Origin of the sequence: Paraburkholderia kirstenboschensis, from assembly GCF_904848585.1 — a bacterium.
Classification (GTDB): domain Bacteria; phylum Pseudomonadota; class Gammaproteobacteria; order Burkholderiales; family Burkholderiaceae; genus Paraburkholderia; species Paraburkholderia kirstenboschensis.
Window position 1 is genome coordinate 198,882 of sequence record NZ_CAJHCR010000011.1, and the last position, 18,939, is coordinate 217,820.

Genomic DNA, 18,939 nt, shown 5'->3' on the forward strand with positions numbered 1-18,939 from the left:
CTAGCGCACATTGGTGAAGGCGACACCCATGTTCAGCACGACCGTCTTCGTTCAGGGCATGCCGCTCTTGCTGCACGCGGCGCTTGCCACCATCGGCGTTTCGCTGACGGGTCTTTTCATTGGCTTCTTCGTCGCGGTCGGCGTGTGCGCGGCGCGCCTGTCGCCGAATCGCGCCGCGCGCAAATTCGGCGGTGCGTATGTGTTTTTCTTTCGCGGCGTGCCGATGCTCGTGCAATTGCTGCTGGTGTATTACCTGCTGCCGTTCGCGGGCATCAACGTATCGCCGCTCGTGGCCGCGATCAGCGCGGTGTCGCTGTGCTCGGCCTCCTATATCGCCGAAATTCTGCGCGGCGGTTTTCTCAGCATTCCGCCGGGTCATATTGAAGCCGCACGCATGCTCGGCCTCTCGCCGTTCGATACGCTCCGGCGCATTCTCGTACCCCAGGCGTTTCGCCTGACGCTACCGTCGCTCGTCAACGAAATGGTGCTGCTGATCAAGGCTTCGTCGCTGATCTCGGTTGTCGGTGTAGCGGAGTTGACCCGCACCGCGCAGAACATAGCCGCGAGTACTTACAGACCGCTCGAAGCGTATCTTGCGGCAGGGCTCATTTACTTCGTGATTTGCGGTGCGCTCGCGCTCATCGCGCATGCCGCCGAGTACCGTCTGAAGCACGCCTGATCGACACGGAGCCTACGCTATGCAACAGTTCGATCCCACCGTCATCACGCACAATCTTCAGCCGATTGCAGCGGGCCTCGCCACCACGCTCGGCACCTGGGCAGCGGGCGTCGTGATCGGCATGCTGCTCGGCTTTCTGATCGCGGTGCTGCAGCTCTTTTGCGGACGCTGGGTACGCGGCCTGTTGCGCTTCTATATCGAGCTCTTTCGCGGCACGCCGTTTCTCGTGCAACTGTTTTTGCTCTACTACGGCGGCCCGTCGTTCGGCCTCACGCTCGAACCGATGACAGCCGGCGTGCTCGGTCTCGGCCTCTATGGCAGCGCCTATTTCGCCGAAGCGTTCCGCTCCGGGTTTCAATCGGTGCCGCCCGGCCATCTCGAAGCGGCGTCGTGTCTCGGCCTGACGCGCACCCAGGCCGTGTGGCGCATTCAGATGCCGCAAATGCTGGTGCTGATCGTGCCCGCGCTGACCAACCTCATCATCGTGTTGAGCAAGGAGACCGCTGTGCTGTCCATCGTCACGGTGCCCGAATTGACGTTCGTGCTGACCGGCATCGGCTCGGCGAGCTTCGCTTTCGTCGAAACGCTGCTCATGCTGTGCGTGTGCTATCTCGCGCTCGTCGAACTGACTTCGCGCGCGGGCATGTGGGCCGAAACCCGCATCGCGCGTTTCATGGCATAAAGGAATCGGATTACTTCATGAACGCTATCGCCGACATGCCCTCTTCCGCGTCCGCCGTCGACACCCGACATGGTTCGCCGCTGATCGAAGTGCGCGATCTTCGCAAACGCTTCGGCGAAGTCGAAGTGCTGCGCGGCGTCGATCTGGAGATTGCCCGCTCCGAGGTGGTGTGCATCATCGGGCCTTCCGGATCGGGAAAGAGCACACTGTTGCGCTGCCTCGCTGCGCTGGAAACGTACGATCACGGCGACGTGCGCATCGAAGGCGAACTGCTCGGCTATAGCGAGCGCAACGGCAAGCGCGTGCGCGCGTCGCAAGGCGAGATCAATCGCGTGCGGCGGAACGTCGGCATGGTGTTTCAGCAATTCAATCTATGGCCGCACATGACGGCGCTCGGCAACGTAATGGAAGCGCTGGTGCGCGTGCGGCGTCTACCGCACGCCGACGCGCGCCGCCGCGCGAACGCAATGCTCGAAACAGTGGGCCTCTCGCATAAGGGCGATGCATACCCGGCGAAACTTTCAGGCGGCCAGCAGCAGCGCGTTGCGATTGCGCGAGCTCTGGCAATGGAGCCGCACATCATGCTGTTCGACGAACCTACTTCGGCGCTCGATCCCGAACTCGTCGGCGAGGTGCTGCAAGTGATGAAGCAACTCGCGCGCGACGGCATGACGATGGCCGTCGTCACGCACGAAATGGGCTTCGCCGCGCAGGTCGCGGACAAGGTCATGTTCATCGACCAGGGACGCATTGCTGTTCAAGGCAAACCGCGCGAAGTTTTCCATGACGCCGGACAGCCCCGCTTGCGGCAGTTCCTGCAGAACTACTTCGACCGCAACGCTTTCTGGGCGCGCGGCCCAGACGACGCAGAGCCGCTATGAACGCGAGCCCTGCCCCGACCGCATTGCGCGGACAGTAACCAGGGGCTGCCGATGTCCTCCATGCTTCGCGGCAAGAGCCACAAAGCCCACGGCAAGCCGCCAGCCGCCGCGGCTCAAAGCACGCGCGACGCGACTTCGGGTACACGCGCTGCAGGCGAAGCGCCGGCCGCACGCTACGAGCAGGTCAAGCATCATATTCGCGGCATCATCGAATCGGGCGCGCGTCAGGCCGGCGAGCGTCTGCCCTCCGAACTGGATCTCGTTGCGACGCTGGGCGTTTCGCGCATGACAGTCAATCGCGCGCTGCGCGAGCTGGCGCACGAAGGGCTCGTTACGCGCGTGTCGGGCGTCGGCACGTTCGTCGCGCAAGCGAGGCCGCAATCCACGCTCCTGATGATCGCGCATATCGGCGACGAGATTCGCTCGCGCGGACACGAATACAGCTACCGTACCGTGCTTTTGCAGCGCGAGACCGCTTCTGTCGTGGTATCGAATGCGTTAGGGCTCGCGCCGGCCGCTTCGGTTTTTCATGTGGTTTGCGTGCACCGCGAGAACGGCTTGCCGGTGCAGCTAGAGGACCGCTACGTCAATCCGGCCATTGCGCCGGATTTTTTGCAGCAGGATTTTTCGGCGATCAGGCCGTCGGAGTATCTATTCGAAACGGTGCCCGCGCACGACGTCGAACACATTGTCGACGCGGGACTACCGACTCAGGCCGAAGCCGGACTACTCGAAATTCGCGCGGAAGAACCTTGTCTCACGCTCGTGCGCCGAACGTGGACGAGTGGTGTTGCCGTGACGTTCGCGCGGTTCGTACATCCTGGCTCGCGTTATCGGCTCGGCTGCCGCTTTTCGCCGGATATGTCACAACGGCAAGGCTGACGCGCTACGCGTCACAACTTCGTCTCACACCATGTTGGCGCGTCACACATTGCCCGCCAGATGAAAACGCGAGGCCGGATGCCACAACTGCACGGACGTCGCCACGTCCTCGCCCACCCAGGTACGACGCCATAGCTGCAAGCACGGCTCGCCGATCTCCATTGACAGATGACGGCGCACATACGCGTCCGGCTTCTGCGCATAGATGCGAAACTCCGCCCGTTGAATCGGTGCGAGACGCACCATGTAGTGATTCGGCGTCTCGATGGTGAAGTCCTGCTGCAGATACTCGGGGAACACCTTGGGGTTGACGTAGCGATCCTCGTACTGGATCGGCTCGCCCTCTTCGCTGTGCACGATGCACGAATGAAACGCCGGGCCGCTCGACAAACCGAGCGCTTCGAGCGCCTGCGGATCGTCGCTCGGTTCGAGCGTCAACACGCGGGCCGAATGACGATGACCGCGCGCGGCGATTTCATCGGCGATATTGCGGATTTCCAATACCGTCGATTCGTACCGCTGTGGCGCGACGAACGTACCGGAACCCTGCACACGCGTTAGCACCCGCTCAGAGGTCAATTCGCGCAGCGCGCGCGAAACCGTCATGCGAGCGACGCCAAACTCCTTCACCAGTTCCGTTTCGGAAGGGATCAGGCCGCCCGGCTTCCAGTCGCCTTCGGTGATACGCCGGATCACATAGCGCTTGATCTGCTCATAGGCGGGCATTGCTTTCGGCGGCGTCTCCTTGCAAGCGGCGCGGTCCACGTTGCCGCCACTTCGCGCGCTTATTTGTGCGGCCGCTTGTGCACCTGTTTGCGCGCTTTGTTCTGCTTGCTTTTGCTCATTTGTAGTTGTGTTCACTCCGACCTCGTGGGTGGGTTGCGGATCCTATCCGTTGTACCGCTTTTACGCCCCGCAGTAAGTCCCCTTGGGGACACCTCGGTCGGTTCGCCGGCGGGTAAGCCCGCTCGCCGGTTTGTCTCCATCAGGCCACGTGAGCGACGACCGGCGCGCCGCCTGCGATGGCGATCTGGCCGGCTACATTGATCGCGCCGGCCTTATCGCTAACACTATTCGCGGCGGCGGGAAAGTTACTCGCCGCTGCGAGCTTCCCGACAGACGCGTCCGCAACGACACTGAAATTGTGCTGCCTCATCTTGTCAGGACCAGGCAACGGCGGCGGCGCCTCGCCAGCGATCATCCGGAAAGCCACGCTCATGTCGTCTGCGAGCGGACGGTCGTCGCGATACGTCGGCACGATCTGCCGCACGCGTTGCCACAACGCCTGCGTGTGCGGCGCCGGTGGTGCGCCGGTGGCTTGCAGGTCGTAGGCCTGCGCCGCGGCCAGCAGCTCTATCGCGACGATGCGCCCTGCGTTGTCGACGATTTCCAGCGCTTTCAATGCGGCAGGCGTGGCGTGGCACAGATGATCTTCCTGCAAGCCCGACGTGATGCCGCCGTCTAGACTCGCGGGCAGCGCGAGGCGCCGGTTCTGCGCAACCAGCGAGGCCGCCGTGTACTGCGCGATCATGAAGCCCGAGCAGGTGCCGCCAGGCTCGGCGAGAAACGCGGGCAAGCCGCTCACCAGCGGATTGACGAGACGATCGAGCCGCCGTTCGGCCATTGCGGCGACCTGCGCGATGGCAGTAGCGAGGCTGTCCATCGCCAGCGCAATAGATGCGCCCACCGCATGCGCCTGCGAATAAACGCGCGGATCTTCCGGCGTGCCCGCGACAATCGGGTTGTCGGTAATCGACGCCAGTTCGCGATCCACCACGTCGGCGGTCGCGGCAAGCACGTCGCGCGCCGCGCCGTGCACGTGCGGAATGGTGCGCATGCTGAGCGGATCTTGCGTGCGCTGGCCGACCACAGCCGCGAGAATGCCGCTGTCGGCAAGCGCCGTGCGCATGCGTTCGCCTACGAGGTTCAACCCCGGCGAAATGCGCAGCGCGAGCGAGTCTTCATCGAATGCTGCCAGTTGGCCGCGCAGATTTTCGAAGCTCATTGCGGCGACGACATCGGTCCAATCCAGCAGACGCACCGCGCGTGCAAGCGCCAACGCGGCAAGCCCGGTCACGCAGGGCGTACCGTTGATAAGGCTGAGCCCTTCCTTCGCTTCCAGCACGAGCGGTTCGCGGCCGAGCATGTGCAACGCGTCGCGCCCCGTCAGACGCTCGCCGCGATACCGCACATGACCTTCGCCGATGCACACCAGCGCGATATGCGCCATATGGCTCAGATAACCGACCGAGCCGAACGCCGGCACTTCAGGCAAGCAGTCGGCGTTGAGCAAGGCCACGAGTTGATCGGCGACCTCGATACGGATGCCCGAGTGCCCATGCGCGAAATTGTTGACGGCGGCGGCCATGATCGCGCGCGTCTCGGCGACACCGAGCGGCGCGCCGACGCCGACTGCGTGACTCATCAGAATGTTGCGCGACAGCGTGCGCTGTTCGGTCGGCGACACGATCACGTCGCACAACGCGCCCACGCCCGTATTCACGCCATACGCGCGAATGCCGCGCTCGACGATCTGTTGCACCAGCACACGCGCCGCCGCGATGCGCGCGCGGGCGTCGGAGGAAAGTTCGAGCGGCTCGCCGGCGGCGACCGCCGCCACCTGGGCCCAGTCGAGAGGACGATCGGAACGGATCACGGCCATGATGTTGCTCTGCTCGGTAAATTGCCTGGCGATACGGATTAGTTGGTCGTGCGGTCCTGATGACTCGACACGAATTGACGGAAGCGCTCCGACTTGCACTCGACGAATACTTCGTCAGGCGTGCCGTCGGCTTCCACTTGCCCCTGATGCAGGAACATCACGCGGTTCGACACATGCCGCGCAAAACCCATTTCGTGCGTGACCACCAGCATCGTGCGCCCTTCTTCGGCAAGCGAGCGCATTACGCGCAGCACTTCGCCAACGAGTTCGGGATCGAGCGCCGAAGTGGGTTCGTCGAACAGCATCACTTTGGGATGCATGGCGAGCGCGCGGGCAATCGCCACACGCTGTTGCTGTCCGCCCGACAGATGCGCCGGATAGTGGCCGCGCTTTTCCGCGAGACCGACTTTCGCCAGCAGCGCCTCGGCTTCTTCCACCGACTCGGCGCGGCTGCGCTTTAGCACGCGCATGGGCCCTTCGATCAGGTTTTCGAGCACCGTCATATGCGACCAGAGATTGAAGTTCTGGAACACCATGCCGAGTTGCGAGCGCACGCGGTCCACCTGACGGCGGTCGCTCGGTTGCAGCTTGCCGTCGCCGCGGCGCTTCATTTTCAGTTCTTCTCCGGCGAGCGCGACCGAACCGTCGTCCGGTGTTTCCAGCAGATTCAGGCAGCGCAAGAAGGTGCTTTTGCCCGAGCCGCTCGCGCCGAGAATCGAGATCACGTCGCCTTGATGAGCGTCGAGCGAAATGCCTTTGAGCACGTGGTGGTCGCCGAACGATTTGTGAATGTTCTTGACCGACAGTGCAACGGGTGCCGTAGCGTTCATGGAATTCTCCAGGTTCATCCGGAATGGCCGGGCGCTCAAGGCGCGGCGCGGCGTGCTTCGGTAGTGGCGGACACCGGGCGGCTCGGCGCGGTTTGCTTCGGCGCCGCACGCAGATGCCGCGACAGGCGCGTTTCGAGCATGCCGAGTGCGCGCACGATAATGAAGTTCAGGAACAGATAGATCAGCGCGGCGCAGATGAAAACTTCGGTGGTGCGATACGTTTGCTGAATGATCTGCTGCGCGACGCCGGTCACTTCCCACACGGTCACGAGACTCGCCAGCGCGGTGGATTTGACGAGCAGCACGGCTTCCGTCGAATAAGCGGGCAGACACTGGCGCAGTGCAATCGGGCCGATCACGCGGCGCAGCAGCGCGAAGCCCGATAGCCCGATCGAATAACCCGCCTCGATCTGACCGACCGGTACGGCCATCAAGCCGCCGCGAATGATTTCCGCGGTATAACCGGCGGTACAGAGCGCGAGCGATAAAACCGCGCACATATACGGCTCGCGCAGCACCGGCCACATGAAGCTCTCGCGAATCACGCCGAACTGACCCATGCCGTAGTACACGAGGAACATCTGGATCAGGAGCGGCGAGCCTCGGAACACGAGGATATAAGCGCGCGCGAACCGGTTCGGCAGCCAGTGCGGCGACACGCGCATCGTGACGATGACGAGCGACAGCAGCCCACCGAGAATCAGCGAACAGAAGAAGAGGCCGAGCGTGGTCGGCACGGCGGCGAGCAGCTGCTTCACCGTATCCAGCAGAAAATCGAAGTCGAAGTTCATGATGCCGTCGCCGTCAGTTGCGCGCGAAGTTGCGCTTGAAGGACCGGCCCACGCGTGCCTCGGCGTGGTTGAAGACCCGGTTCGAGATGCTGGTCATCAGCAGATACAGCGCGCCGCCGACCACGAAGAACGTGAAGTATTGATGCGTGGAGCCCGCCGCCACCTGACTCGTGCGCAGCAGTTCGGCGAGACCTGTGACCGAGATCAGCGCTGAATCCTTCAGGCTCAGTTGCCATACGTTGCCGATGCCGGGCAACGCGAAACGCAGCACTTGCGGAATCAGGATGCGGCGTGCCATGGTCAGGGTCGGCATGCCGATGGAGCGCGCCGCTTCGAGCTCGCCGCGCGATACCGCGAGCACCGCCGAGCGATACACCTCCGCCTGATACGCGCCGGAAATCATGCCGACGGCGAGCGCGCCGATCACGAACGGCGGCACGCCGACAAAGCCCTCGGCGCCGAACCACTGTCCAACGGTCGTAACGAGCGTCGAGCCGCCGAAGTAGAACAGATAGATGACGAGCAGTTCGGGCACGCCGCGAAACACCGTCGTATAGATGTCGCCGATCACGCGCAGTGTGCGCAGGCGCGACAGCTTGGCCGCAGCGACCAGTGCGCCGAATACGGCCCCGACCGCGAGGGCCGCGAGCGTGAGCGCGACAGTCATCAACGCCGCGAGCAGCAGCACGCCGCCCCAACCTTCCGGCCCGAAGCCGAGCATCTGTATCAGAGCCATTGCCTACCTCCCGTCATGACGGACGATGAAACAGCTGCACGCGCGAGCTCGCGCCCACGCATGCCGCATTCGTGCAACGCCTCGCGAATCAGGGCGTGACGTCGGTCTTGAACCACTTGGCGGACAGCTTTTTCACCGTGCCGTCGGCGAGCGCCGCGCTGATCGCGGTGTCGAATTTCGCTTTCAGATCGGCGTCCTGCTTGCGGAACGCGAGACCTTCGCCCGGACCCCAGATCGGCCCGCCGATCTTCGGGCCGGCCATCACGATCGACGCGGTTTCCTTCTTGTCGATGTTCGCGGCGTAATACGTCACGTCGTCGAACGACGCGTCGATACGCCCGTTCGCCAGATCGAGATCACGCTCGGGCGACGTCTTGTAGACGCGGATCGTGGCGATGTCCTTGAAGCCGTCGTTAATGAACTTCGTATAGACGGTGCCGGACTGGATGCCGATGGTCTTGCCCTTCAACTGCTTGCGCAGCGCGTCGACAGTCGGCTGATCGGACTTGGGATCGCCCGTGAGCTTGACGACGCCCGCGTCGGCCGCGGCCTTGGGCAGCACCTTGGCGTCGGCCACCGCGAACGTGGCAGGCGTGGCCGCATATGGCTTCGAGAACGCGATGATCTTTTCGCGCTCCGGCGTGATTGAGATCGCGTCCATCAACACGTCGAACTTGCCGGCTTGCAGACCCGGAATCATGCCGTCCCAGTCTTGCGCGACCAGGTTGCATTGAAGCTTGATGCGCTCGCAGAGGTTCGCGACCAGTTCGGGTTCGAAACCGCCGAGCTTGCCGCCGGGCAAGGTCAGGTTCCACGGTGCATAGCCGCCCTCGAGCGCGATCGTCACCGTCTTCCAGTCCTTCGCCTGCGCCGGTGCGGCGAAAATCGCCGCGGCGCCGAGCACGGCGCCGATCAATGCTTTTGCTGCCGTGGTGCGTTTCACTTTCACGTCGAAACTCCTTTGATTGAGGAAACCGTCGAACCGAAATGCGAACCAGCGCTTGAGCGTCGCTGAATTTGTATAGACAAGTCTGCATGAGTCAAAAAGCCGTCGCAAGCAGATTCACGAAAAATTGCCCGATCATCGGGTAAGCCCCTATAAGCCATGGCGGGCTGGGGTTCGCGAGGACAATTCCGCTGAAGGCGCACACCTGCCGAGCCGGAGCGGATGCGTCGGCATGGTGCGCTTTGTCTAGACAGGTTGGGCGAATGCGCCGCGAAGGTGCGGCGGGTTCATACGTCTACTTGATGAAAGGAACGACGGCGCCGGGCGAGAAAGCGGGTTCATGGTCCGCGAGGCATGAGCCCGCCCATGCCGAATAGCCGAATAGCCGAGCCTGCCGCGTTCAAGCAGATACCACACGCGGCCCGGTCACGCGAGGGGGCTGCCGCGGCGAACAGCAGCACCCTCATGCCCGCAACGCATACCGTGGATTACACCAGGCGGGCGATCGTCGCTGTTGCCGGTTACTCGAAATCCGCCCGCGTGCGCACGCGGTCAAAGATCTCCGCCAGGTCAATGTCGCCGGTGCTCAGACCGAAGCGATCGCGCAGACAGGCCGCGAGCTCGTCAGCGCTTGCGAGGCGCTGCTCGCGGACGATACCGCCGTCCGCGGCGCGTTCGTTCAGCTGGTCGTTCAACAGCGTGAGGCGCGTTTCCTGCAATACGCGGCACACGATCAGATTGCTCGCGAAGACCGCTTCCGGCGACGTCGACGTGTACCAGTTCGACGTTTCGTAATCGATCCACTCGACCGGATGCAAATCGAAGCGATAAACGCGCGACCACGTTTGATCGCGCGCCTGCACTTCGAGATACAGCGCGTCGTGCGAGGCGTCGGCGAGACGGAAGATGCCGAGGTCCGTGCGTTGCGCAAGTCCTGGCGTCAGCCGCAGCGGCGAAGTCAGCGTGACGCTGCCGAAACCCACGTCCGCGATCCATGCTTCGTTATCCAGATCGATTCGCAGCACCATGTGCGCGCGAGGCGGAACGGCATCGGGCTCCCGGCCCCACAGCACTCGCCCAAGCAACGGCGTGACCTGAAAGCCCAGTTCGATCAGCACGTTCGCGAGCAGCGCGTTTTGCTCGAAGCAGTAGCCGCCCCGGCGATCGTCGACGAGTTTTCTCTCGACGGATTCGAGGTCCAGCTTCACCGCGCGGCGGGTGAGCGGATTCAGGTTTTCGAACGGAATGGCTCGCGGATGCAACCGGTGGATTGCCTTCAGCACATCGAGCGTCGGCGCACGCGGGCCCGTATAACCAATGCGTTCGAAGTAATTGTCGAGGTTGAGTGTGTGTGACATAGGCATCGTCCGTCTGGTTCTTGTTGCGCTACTGCGCGCCTCCGAGCGCCGACTTCGCGATCGACGGCACGCTGATACCGTTGCTCGTTGCAAACTGTATCGCGGAACTGAGCGTCGACATCAGCGACTGCAATTGCCCCGGCGCCGATTGCGCGATATACGACGCGCTTTGCGCGATCTGGGGATTCATGCCGGCCTGCAGCAGCGAAGCAGGATTCATCTGCCCGATGCTGCCGAGGCTGGACTGCAAGCTCGAATACTGACTGACGCCTTTACCGAGCGACGACAGGCCGTCGGTGAACGCTTGCTTGTTCACCGGCGTTTGCGTTGCGTTGCTCGTTCCGCCTGCACGACTGGCAAATGCCTGCGTCAACGTTTGCGACAGCGACTGCTGAGTGCTGCCCACTTGCGTCAACTGGCTGACCGACGGCGTGCCGCCGCTCAGCAAGCCGGCAGCCTGCTGCGCCTGCCCAGCCGCGCTCGACAAACCCATTGCGGACGCAAGCGACGACTGCCCGCTCAACACCTGCTGATTCGCGCCCACATACGTTTGCAATAACTGCGATACACCGCCCGACGACGCCGCGCCAGCATCCGCGGATGTGTCCCCGCTACCAATTCCGAACTGTTTCAGATTCAACTGTGCGTTCGAGACGCCGCTTGCGAAGAGACCGGCGCTTGCCAGCAACGAAACCAGTAGGACACGCTTTATCATATGTAACTCCTTGTAAGAGACTGCGGAAACTCGTGCGGTTCGACAAGCCGCACCGTTACGCGTTCGCACGAATTTATCAACTCGTCAGTCCCCGGCGTGTTGGCGCGAGTCATTTGCATCTCGTTGACGCACCTATCTTGCCTCGGTACGATCACGCCCATTGTTCGGTTCGTGTGAACCGATGCCGGCCCGCGCCCGGTTAAATAGCTATTTAACGCCGCGATGCGCGAGAGCAGTCAATAACAACATTAAAGGCTTTTGATGAAGCTCGCCCGATCCGTTCGCCCCTTCGCACCCTTGTCTGTCCGCTGCGAGTTTCTGTCATCTGGCAGCAAGGCGGCCGGACGGCCCCGCACGCTTTCGTTTCGCCGCACCGCGTTGTGCACGGCGTTCGCTTGCGCTTGCGCTTGCGCTTCAGGTGCGGCAATGGCGCAGGGCAATGCGAATGCAGGCGCAAATGCCGACGCCGCGCGCGACACAAGCGAAGCGGCAGGCGCGGATACGGGCAAGGCCGCAGCCAGCGAGACCGGCTTCTGGGGCCGCGACCAGATGTTCGGCGACATGGGCGGCTTGCGCCCGTGGCTCGGCAAATATGGCGTGAGCTTCGCGCTCACTGAAACCAGCGAACTGCTTGGCAACCTGCGCGGCGGCCTCGCGCGCGGCGCCGCGTACGACGGCGTCACCACCGCCACTGTCCAACTGGATACCGAAAAGGCGTTCGGCTTGCCGGGCGGCCAGTTCAACGTGAGCGCATTGCAGATTCACGGGGGCAACTTCAGCGGCGACAAACTCGGCACGCTGAATACGGCAAGCGGCATCGAAGCCGAAAACAGCACGCGCCTGTGGGAGCTGTGGTATCAGCAGTCGTTCCTGAACAAACGCGTCGACGTGAAGATCGGTCAGCAAAGTATCGACCAGGAGTTCATCGCCAGCACGTACTCCGCGCTCTTCATGAACACGATGTTCGGCTGGCCCGCGCTGCCCACTTACGACATGCCGTCGGGCGGGCCGGCGTACCCGCTGTCGGCGCTAGGCGTGCGCGTGCGCGGACAGATCACGCCTTCATTGACGGCGCTCGCCGGTGTATTCGACGGCGATCCGCTCGGCAACAATCCGAACAACCGCAGCGGGACTAACTTCAACCTGCATAACGGCGCGCTGTTCATCGGCGAGTTGCAGTATGCGATCAACCAGCCGGCAGACGGCGACACGGCGCCTGCGGCGAGCACTGCCGGAGGCGGACTGCCGGGCACCTACAAGATCGGGGTCTGGTACAACAATGGCCGCTTCGCGGATCAACGCTACGACACCAACGGTGTGTCGCTCGCGAGTCCGGCGTCAACCGGTGTCGCGGCGAACCATCGCGGCGACTACAGTTTCTACGCGGTGGCCGATCAGACGGTCTGGCGGCCCAACCCGAGCGAAGCGCGCAGCCTCGGCGTGTTCGCCCGCGTGATGGGCGCGCCGGGTGACCGCAATCTGGTGAGCGTCGCGGCCAATCTCGGCGTCGTACTCAAAGCGCCGTTCGCCGGCCGCGACAATGACAGCGCGGGTCTGGCGCTCACGTACATCAAGATCGGCAGCCACGCACACGGAATCGATCAGGATAACCTGGCATTCAGCGGCGGCCCGTATGGTGTTCGCACCAGTGAAACCGCGCTCGAAGCGACCTATCAGTATCAGATCGCCCCGTGGTGGATGCTCCAGGCCGACGCGCAATACACGTTCAACGCGGGCGCCGGTCAGAATCCAAACGATCCGACGAAGCCGCTGCGCAACACCTTCGTCGTCGGCCTGCGCACGAACATTACGTTTTGATACGCTTCGCGCTGCGACCGGACGCGTGAAGCTCGCTGCACCCGTTCACAACGCGGCCGCCGACCCGCGCGGCTGGGTGCGTAACGACAGATCCTGAACCATCTGCGCGGCCAGATAATCGCAGGTCGGCCGGTCCGATTTCGCGCTGCGCGCCACCACGATTTCCAGCGGCTCTATCTTCGGCAGGCCTTGTGCTTCGCCGAGAATAGCGAGGCGCGGCGGCACGCTGCAACGCGTGAGCGCAACCACCGACAAGCCCGCGTCCACCGTTGCGACGAGGCCCATCAGGCTCGCGCTGCTGAATGCCGCGCGATAGCGAATCCGCGCGCCGTCGAGCGCGGCCAGCGTATGCTGGCGCGCCACGCAGCCGGGCTCGTACAGCCCGACGGGCAACGGCGACGCCGCCAGCACCGGCGTGTCGACGCAAGCCCCTACCCACACCATCGGCTCGCTGCGAACGAATTCGCCGCGCAATTTGCGGTCGCGCGTGACAAAGGCGAGATCGATCTTGTTGTCGGCCAGCATCGGCGCAAGCGAAGTGCTCTGCGCGCAGACGATTTCGATCTCCACGTGCGGGTAGAGATTCGAAAATCGCCGCAAGACCGGCGACAACAGCGACGACACGTAATCGTCCGGCGCGCCGAGCACCACGCGTCCAGTAACTTCGGGCCGCACGATCGCCGACCACGCTTCCTCGTGCAATGCCAGCACGCGCCTCGCATATTCAAGCAGCGTATTGCCGGGCCGCGTGAGCGACAGGTTGCGCGTGTTGCGCGCGAACAGCGTGGTGCCGAGCATGGTTTCGAGCCGCTTGATCTGCATGCTGACGGCGGCTTGCGAGCGATGCACGGTCGCCGACGCTTTCGTGAAACTGCCTGTATCCACGACCGCAACGAAAGTGCGCAACAGATCGGCGTCGAATTCCGGGTGCATGATTTATCAATCTCGCTTATGGAATTTCTAAATTTAATTCGTTTGTGAATGCCGCGCAACCGGCGCAATACTTGACGGCATCACTTCACGGAGACGATCGGCATGGCCCTCACCCAACGTCAACAAGGCGCCATTACGTTGGCCGGCGGCGGGCTGCTGATGGGCACGCTGGGCGTCTTCGTCGAGGAAGCGCGGCTCGGCGCGCTGACACTGGTGTTCTTTCGCTGCCTGTTCGGGTTTCTCTCGCTGGCCGCGTACTGCGCGTGGAAGGGCTTCTTCACGCGCGCACATTTCACGCGGCGCACGGTCGTGCTCGCGCTGATCTCCGGCGTGCTGATGGTCACGCAATGGGTCGGCTTTTTCGATGCGATCCATCGAACCAGCATTGCGGTCGCGACCGTGGTGTTCCACGTGCAGCCGTTCTGGGTCGTGCTGATCGGCGCGGCGCTTTTCAACGAACGGCTGGGCGCGGACCGGCTTGGTTGGATCGCGACCGCCTTCGTCGGGCTCGTGCTCGCGTCGGGCGTCGCTGCCACGGAAAATCTGCAAGGCCATACGAGCTATCTGATCGGCATCGGCGAAGCATTGGCCGGCTCGGTGCTGTATGCGAGCGTTACGTTGATCGCGAAGGGACTCGGCGATTTGCGTCCGCACCTGCTGACGCTCGCGCAATGCGCGGTGGGCGTGGTGTGCCTGCCGATCATCGCGCCGCTTATTGCGCCCTTTGACGCCGTGCATATCGGGGCAATGCAGTGGTTCTGGATCGTCGGCATGGGCGTGCTGCACACGGGGCTCTCGTATGTGCTGATCTACGGCGCGTTGCCCAAGCTCACCACACCGGTCATCGCCGTGCTGCTGTTCGTCTATCCGCTCACCGCGATTGCCGTCGATGCGATCGTGTACGGCCGCGCGCTTTCGCTGCCGCAACTCTCGGGTATGGCGCTGATCGTGATCGCGAGTCTCGGCGTGAATCTCGGCTGGCCGCTAGTTTCGTTGCTGCTTCCACGCCGGCGCGCGGGGCGTCATGCAGAGTGAGTTCCGCGTGCAGGCTTGATCGTAAATAAGTGCCGGCAAACGGCCAGCACCACGCCGCCCAGCCCTCCATACTTACTGCGGCAGCACTTCACCCTTCGTCTCCGGTGCGAACGGAATGACGAACAGACCGGCGACGAACACGAGCGCCGTCAGCGCCACCGGCACTCCGAGCGTGTGCATGTGAAGAACCGCCGCGCCAAGCAGAAAGTTCACGCCCGCGCCGACGAACCGTCCGAACGACGTACAGAACGCAAACGCCGTCGCACGCACGCGTGTTTCGAACTGCTCGGGCAGCCACAAGCTGAACAGCGCAAAATTGCCGCCGAAAAAACCCAGCACGAACAGCCACGCGATGAAAGGCGCGAGCCCGTTCGGCAAATAGAAGGCCCAGCCAAAACTGCCGGTGATAGCCACCGCCATTCCCGCGAAGTAAAACGCCAGCGTCTTGCGGCGGCCGAAGCGTTCCGCGAGCGGCGGCAGCGCGAGACAACCGAGAATCGTGCCGACGGACAGCAAGCCGGTTGCGAGCGACGCCATTCTGATCGCATCGTTCTTCGCCATGCCGGCCTTGGACGCAAGCTGGATCACGGCCGACGGCTCATACACGGCGCCCGCCCACAAACCGATAATGGCGATCGTCAACAGAATGCACGCGACCCATGTGCGCCGCCGGTAGGCCGGCCCCAGGATCTCGCGCAGCGGCTTCGCGCGTTCGGCTTGCGCCTCGGCCTTCTGCCATTTCTCAGATTCCTTCACGCGCAGCAGAATCAGAATCGCGACGACGACCGGCACGGCTCCCGTCAGAAACATCGCACGCCAGCCGAAGTGCACGCCAATCGTGTAATTGAGCGCCGCCGCCAGAAAGAAACCCGCGTAATAACCCGTTTGCAGATAACCGGCGCCCATCTTGCGACGATCCTCCGGCCACGCTTCCGCCACGTAGGTGCCGGCCAGCGCCCATTCCCCGCCAATGCCGACGCCCGCAATGAAGCGATAGATCCCCAACTCCCACACGTTATGAGAGGTGGCGGCAAGCCCCGTAAAAATCGCGAACGTGAAGATCGTGCCGGCCAGCACCTTGGTCCGGCCAAAGCGATCGGCGAGCGGCCCCCATATGAACGACATGCCCCAGCCCACCAGGAACAGCGCGAACAGAATCGAACCGGCCAGCCCGACGTTGGCGGGCGTCGCCGCGTAGCCGGAGCGCGGCAATAGCTCGGTCAGCGCCGGCGTGAGCACGAGCGCGTAGATGAACGAGTCCATGCCGTCGAGCGTCCAGCCGGCCCATGCGCCCCAAAAACCCGCGATCTGCGAGCGATTCAACGGCGTGCGGCGCCGTGCGGCCGACGTGCGGTCGGTGAGTGAACTCATCGTGCTCCTCCTGCCTGCTGTTACCTGCATTTGAAAGGGAAACGACCGGACGCGAGCTGTCGGTGAGCCATGGTTGCCGTTCAAGCCAGCAGGACCCTACGGGACTCCGGAGACAAATTCCGGGTTTGCCCGCCTTTAATTCACGTCGTTTTATATATAATATTTGAACCTATGAACGACGCAACCGATGGTTTTCCCCTGGATGCCCCCGTGCGCGCCCCGCTTCTTCCTGCGGCCGCGCCCCGAGAGAGCACGTCCCGCGTAATCGCGGAGGCGTTGCGCGAGGCGATTATCGACGGCACCCTGGCGCCTGGCGCGCCGCTGCGCCAGGACGCGCTCGCCCGTCACTTTTCGGTTAGCGCGATCCCGGTGCGGGAGGCCTTGCGCCTGCTGGAGACCGAAGGGTGGGCGAAGGTCGCGGTGCACAAGGGTGCAACCGTCGCGCCCTTGTCGGCGGATGAAGCGCGTGAAATCTACGAGATCCGCTCCGCGTTGGAGAGCCTTGCCATCGGGCTTGCAATACCCAAACACACCGCCGCCACGCTGCGCGAATGCGTGGCGCTGTGTCGCGCGGCCGAGCGCGAGCCGGACCCGTCGCTGTACGTCGCGCGTAATGCCGAGTTCCATATGAGCCTGTATGCGCCGGCCGCGCGTCCTCAGCTCGAAGACCTGATCCGCGTGCTGCATCGGCGCGGCGAACGGTATTTGCGCCTGAAATTCGGGTTGCCTTCGTACAAGGGCGAATCCGACAATGAACACAGCGAATTGCTCGACGCCGTGCAACGGCGCGACGTACCGGGCGCGCAAGCGCTCGTCGTTGCGCACCTGCTCGGTACGGGCGAGCTGCTCCACCGTTTCCTGACCGAACGCGCGCAGGCGGAAGCCGCGCTCGCGAACCGGCCCAAGCCGCGCGGCAGACCCCCGCGCACCACTACCGGGAGCTGATTGAGCCGATGAACCCATCCGCCGAAGCGTCATCCGCCGCACGTTCATGGACCACGCGCCGCGACGAAAAGAACCGCCGCCTCGCCGCCATCGCGCCATGGCTCGAAGACGGCGTACTGTCGCCGAGCCGCATCGTCGATGCACTCGAAACGCTGATCCAGCCAGGCGACCGAGTCGCGCTCGAGGGCGACAACCAGAAGCAGGCCGACTTTCTGTCGCGCTCGCTGGCGAAAGTCGATCCGCAGAAGCTTCACGACGTGCATCTGCTCATATCGAGCATCAGCCGCCCCGAGCATCTGACGCTGTTCGAGCGCGGTATCGCGCATAAAGTGGATTTTGCGTTTGCCGGGCCGCAGAGCTTGCGCGTCGCGCAACTGCTCGAAGACGGGCAACTGGAAATCGGCGCGATCTACACGTATGTCGAACTTTACGCGCGCATGTTCGTGGACCTGACGCCGCATGTCGCGCTGCTCTGCGCGGAAAAGGCCGACCGTCACGGCAATCTCTACACTGGCCCGAACACCGAAGACACGCCGACCATCGCGGAGGCCGCCGCGTTTCGTCACGGCATCGTGGTCGTGCAGGTCAATGAGATCGTCGATGAACTGCCGCGTGTCGATATTCCGGGCTCGTGGGTCGACGTCGTCGTGCAAGCGGACCGGCCTTTTGCCGTGGAGCCGCTTTTCACGCGTGATCCCCGCCACATCGGCGACCTGCAGGTGCTGACCGCGATGATGGTGATACGCGGCATCTACGAACCATATGGCGTGAGTTCGCTGAATCACGGCATCGGCTTCGACACTGCGGCGATCGAGCTGCTGCTGCCCACCTACGGCGAGTCGCTCGGGCTGAAGGGCAAGATCTGCCGCAACTGGACGCTCAATCCGCATCCCACGATGATCCCCGCGATCGAATCGGGCTGGGTCGACAGCATCCATTGCTTCGGCAGCGAAGTCGGCATGGAGGCGTATATCGAGGCGCGTCCAGACGTGTTCTTCACCGGCAATGACGGCACGCTGCGCTCCAACCGCGTGCTGTGCCAACTGGCCGGGCAGTACGGTGTCGACCTGTTCATCGGCTCGACGTTGCAGATCGACGCGGACGCCAATTCATCCACGGTGACGCGCGGACGTCTCGCCGGCTTCGGCGGAGCGCCGAACATGGGCCACGATCCGCGCGGCCGCCGTCATTCGAGCGAAGCGTGGCTCAAGCTTCTGAAGGATCAGGGGCCCGTGTCGCGCGGTCAGAAGCTCGTCGTGCAACTCGCGGAGACGTACAAGAAAGGCGGCGAGCCGACTTTCGTCGACGAACTGGACGCCGTCGCCGTGGGCGCGAAAAACGGCATGCCGGTCGCGCCGGTCATGATCTATGGCGACGACGTGAGCCATGTCGTCACCGAGGAAGGCATCGCGCATTTGCATAAGGCCGAAGGCATCGACGAACGGCGCGCCGCGATCGCCGCCGTGGCCGGCGTGACGCCGATCGGCTTGCGCGCGAAGCCGGAGAAAACCGCCGAACTGCGCCGGCGTGGCATCGTGGCGTATCCCGAAGATCTTGGCATTCGCCGGGGTGAAGCGAAGCGTTCGCTGCTGGCGGCACGCAGCATCGACGATCTGGTCACGTGGTCGGGCGGTCTGTACGCGCCGCCGGCTCGCTTCAGGAGCTGGTGATGAGA

Annotated in this window: 18 protein-coding genes; 8 read left to right on the top strand and 10 right to left on the bottom strand. The window is 63.5% G+C overall.

Annotation, left to right across the window (positions count from 1 at the left end; translation table 11 throughout):
- Positions 1–28 precede the first annotated feature (28 nt).
- From JMY24_RS25335 to hutC (JMY24_RS25350), 4 genes are read left to right on the top strand one after another with little or no spacing between them, the layout of a single operon-like run.
- Entirely contained in the window at positions 29–679 is a 651-nt protein-coding gene (locus JMY24_RS25335) for an amino acid ABC transporter permease (protein WP_128596638.1), read from the top strand.
- Positions 680–698: 19 nt separating this feature from the next.
- Positions 699–1,361 (top strand): amino acid ABC transporter permease, encoded by a 663-nt coding sequence (locus JMY24_RS25340; RefSeq protein WP_128596637.1) that lies wholly within the window; start codon positions 699–701, stop codon positions 1,359–1,361.
- A 17-nt stretch (positions 1,362–1,378) separates the two neighbouring features.
- Positions 1,379–2,242, top strand: coding sequence for an amino acid ABC transporter ATP-binding protein (locus JMY24_RS25345; protein WP_128596636.1), 864 nt, complete (start codon positions 1,379–1,381; stop codon positions 2,240–2,242).
- Between the two features lie 51 nt (positions 2,243–2,293).
- Positions 2,294–3,124 (top strand): histidine utilization repressor, encoded by an 831-nt coding sequence (gene hutC / locus JMY24_RS25350; RefSeq protein WP_201703141.1) that lies wholly within the window; start codon positions 2,294–2,296, stop codon positions 3,122–3,124.
- A gap of 42 nt (positions 3,125–3,166) precedes the next feature.
- Here hutC (JMY24_RS25350) and hutC (JMY24_RS25355) read toward each other — a convergent pair whose 3' ends face one another.
- The 8 genes from hutC (JMY24_RS25355) to JMY24_RS25390 all read right to left on the bottom strand — a co-directional run bounded on the left by hutC (JMY24_RS25355) (position 3,167) and on the right by JMY24_RS25390 (position 11,162).
- Positions 3,167–3,850, bottom strand: a complete 684-nt coding sequence (gene hutC / locus JMY24_RS25355) for a histidine utilization repressor (protein WP_128585090.1) — start codon at positions 3,848–3,850, stop codon at positions 3,167–3,169.
- A gap of 259 nt (positions 3,851–4,109) precedes the next feature.
- Positions 4,110–5,786: an HAL/PAL/TAL family ammonia-lyase gene (locus JMY24_RS25360; RefSeq protein ID WP_128596635.1), complete on the bottom strand. Its 1,677-nt coding sequence runs from the start codon at positions 5,784–5,786 to the stop codon at positions 4,110–4,112.
- A gap of 38 nt (positions 5,787–5,824) precedes the next feature.
- On the bottom strand, positions 5,825–6,616 hold the full coding sequence (locus JMY24_RS25365) for an ABC transporter ATP-binding protein (protein ID WP_128596634.1): 792 nt from the start codon (positions 6,614–6,616) through the stop codon (positions 5,825–5,827).
- A gap of 35 nt (positions 6,617–6,651) precedes the next feature.
- Complete coding sequence (locus JMY24_RS25370; protein ID WP_128587422.1) at positions 6,652–7,407, bottom strand: ABC transporter permease; 756 nt, start codon at positions 7,405–7,407, stop codon at positions 6,652–6,654.
- Between the two features lie 13 nt (positions 7,408–7,420).
- A complete protein-coding gene (locus tag JMY24_RS25375; RefSeq protein WP_027780247.1) occupies positions 7,421–8,143 on the bottom strand; it encodes an ABC transporter permease in 723 nt (240 codons plus the stop codon).
- Positions 8,144–8,231: 88 nt separating this feature from the next.
- Complete coding sequence (locus JMY24_RS25380) at positions 8,232–9,092, bottom strand: transporter substrate-binding domain-containing protein (RefSeq protein ID WP_128587424.1); 861 nt, start codon at positions 9,090–9,092, stop codon at positions 8,232–8,234.
- Positions 9,093–9,610: 518 nt separating this feature from the next.
- Positions 9,611–10,447, bottom strand: coding sequence for an arylamine N-acetyltransferase family protein (locus JMY24_RS25385; RefSeq protein ID WP_128596633.1), 837 nt, complete (start codon positions 10,445–10,447; stop codon positions 9,611–9,613).
- A gap of 28 nt (positions 10,448–10,475) precedes the next feature.
- Entirely contained in the window at positions 10,476–11,162 is a 687-nt protein-coding gene (locus JMY24_RS25390) for a hypothetical protein (RefSeq protein WP_128596632.1), read from the bottom strand.
- A 261-nt stretch (positions 11,163–11,423) separates the two neighbouring features.
- Between JMY24_RS25390 and JMY24_RS25395 the strand changes: the two genes are divergently transcribed.
- Positions 11,424–12,980: a carbohydrate porin gene (locus JMY24_RS25395; RefSeq protein WP_128596631.1), complete on the top strand. Its 1,557-nt coding sequence runs from the start codon at positions 11,424–11,426 to the stop codon at positions 12,978–12,980.
- A gap of 45 nt (positions 12,981–13,025) precedes the next feature.
- On the opposite strand, the gene JMY24_RS25400 is transcribed toward JMY24_RS25395, so the two are convergent.
- Positions 13,026–13,913: a LysR substrate-binding domain-containing protein gene (locus JMY24_RS25400; RefSeq protein ID WP_128596630.1), complete on the bottom strand. Its 888-nt coding sequence runs from the start codon at positions 13,911–13,913 to the stop codon at positions 13,026–13,028.
- 102 nt (positions 13,914–14,015) lie between these two features.
- Here JMY24_RS25400 and JMY24_RS25405 point away from each other — a divergent pair, with 102 nt between their 5' ends.
- Positions 14,016–14,948, top strand: a complete 933-nt coding sequence (locus JMY24_RS25405; protein WP_128596629.1) for a DMT family transporter — start codon at positions 14,016–14,018, stop codon at positions 14,946–14,948.
- Between the two features lie 72 nt (positions 14,949–15,020).
- Here the strand turns inward: JMY24_RS25405 and JMY24_RS25410 are convergent, their stop codons facing one another.
- The gene (locus JMY24_RS25410) at positions 15,021–16,319 is read right to left on the bottom strand and encodes an MFS transporter (RefSeq protein ID WP_201703143.1); all 1,299 of its coding nucleotides are present in this window, start codon (positions 16,317–16,319) and stop codon (positions 15,021–15,023) included.
- Between the two features lie 171 nt (positions 16,320–16,490).
- On the opposite strand from JMY24_RS25410, the gene JMY24_RS25415 reads away from it, so the two are divergent.
- Both JMY24_RS25415 and mdcA read left to right on the top strand, forming a co-directional pair.
- On the top strand, positions 16,491–17,264 hold the full coding sequence (locus JMY24_RS25415; protein ID WP_128587434.1) for a GntR family transcriptional regulator: 774 nt from the start codon (positions 16,491–16,493) through the stop codon (positions 17,262–17,264).
- 8 nt (positions 17,265–17,272) lie between these two features.
- Entirely contained in the window at positions 17,273–18,934 is a 1,662-nt protein-coding gene (mdcA, locus tag JMY24_RS25420; protein ID WP_128596628.1) for a malonate decarboxylase subunit alpha, read from the top strand.
- Positions 18,935–18,939 lie beyond the last annotated feature (5 nt).

Excerpts from the sequence above, each read along its gene's own strand:
- mdcA (WP_128596628.1), top strand. The coding sequence starts at position 17,273 with ATGAACCCATCCGCCGAAGCGTCATCCGCCGCACGTTCATGGACCACG.
- JMY24_RS25410 (WP_201703143.1), bottom strand. The coding sequence starts at position 16,319 with ATGAGTTCACTCACCGACCGCACGTCGGCCGCACGGCGCCGCACGCCG.
- JMY24_RS25375 (WP_027780247.1), bottom strand. The coding sequence starts at position 8,143 with ATGGCTCTGATACAGATGCTCGGCTTCGGGCCGGAAGGTTGGGGCGGC.
- JMY24_RS25390 (WP_128596632.1), bottom strand. The coding sequence starts at position 11,162 with ATGATAAAGCGTGTCCTACTGGTTTCGTTGCTGGCAAGCGCCGGTCTC.
- JMY24_RS25360 (WP_128596635.1), bottom strand. The coding sequence starts at position 5,786 with ATGGCCGTGATCCGTTCCGATCGTCCTCTCGACTGGGCCCAGGTGGCG.
- JMY24_RS25395 (WP_128596631.1), top strand. The coding sequence starts at position 11,424 with ATGAAGCTCGCCCGATCCGTTCGCCCCTTCGCACCCTTGTCTGTCCGC.
- JMY24_RS25335 (WP_128596638.1), top strand. The coding sequence starts at position 29 with ATGTTCAGCACGACCGTCTTCGTTCAGGGCATGCCGCTCTTGCTGCAC.
- JMY24_RS25345 (WP_128596636.1), top strand. The coding sequence starts at position 1,379 with ATGAACGCTATCGCCGACATGCCCTCTTCCGCGTCCGCCGTCGACACC.
- JMY24_RS25340 (WP_128596637.1), top strand. The coding sequence starts at position 699 with ATGCAACAGTTCGATCCCACCGTCATCACGCACAATCTTCAGCCGATT.
- JMY24_RS25405 (WP_128596629.1), top strand. The coding sequence starts at position 14,016 with ATGGCCCTCACCCAACGTCAACAAGGCGCCATTACGTTGGCCGGCGGC.
- JMY24_RS25415 (WP_128587434.1), top strand. The coding sequence starts at position 16,491 with ATGAACGACGCAACCGATGGTTTTCCCCTGGATGCCCCCGTGCGCGCC.
- JMY24_RS25385 (WP_128596633.1), bottom strand. The coding sequence starts at position 10,447 with ATGTCACACACACTCAACCTCGACAATTACTTCGAACGCATTGGTTAT.
- JMY24_RS25400 (WP_128596630.1), bottom strand. The coding sequence starts at position 13,913 with ATGCACCCGGAATTCGACGCCGATCTGTTGCGCACTTTCGTTGCGGTC.
- hutC (WP_128585090.1), bottom strand. The coding sequence starts at position 3,850 with ATGCCCGCCTATGAGCAGATCAAGCGCTATGTGATCCGGCGTATCACC.
- hutC (WP_201703141.1), top strand. The coding sequence starts at position 2,294 with ATGTCCTCCATGCTTCGCGGCAAGAGCCACAAAGCCCACGGCAAGCCG.
- JMY24_RS25370 (WP_128587422.1), bottom strand. The coding sequence starts at position 7,407 with ATGAACTTCGACTTCGATTTTCTGCTGGATACGGTGAAGCAGCTGCTC.
- JMY24_RS25365 (WP_128596634.1), bottom strand. The coding sequence starts at position 6,616 with ATGAACGCTACGGCACCCGTTGCACTGTCGGTCAAGAACATTCACAAA.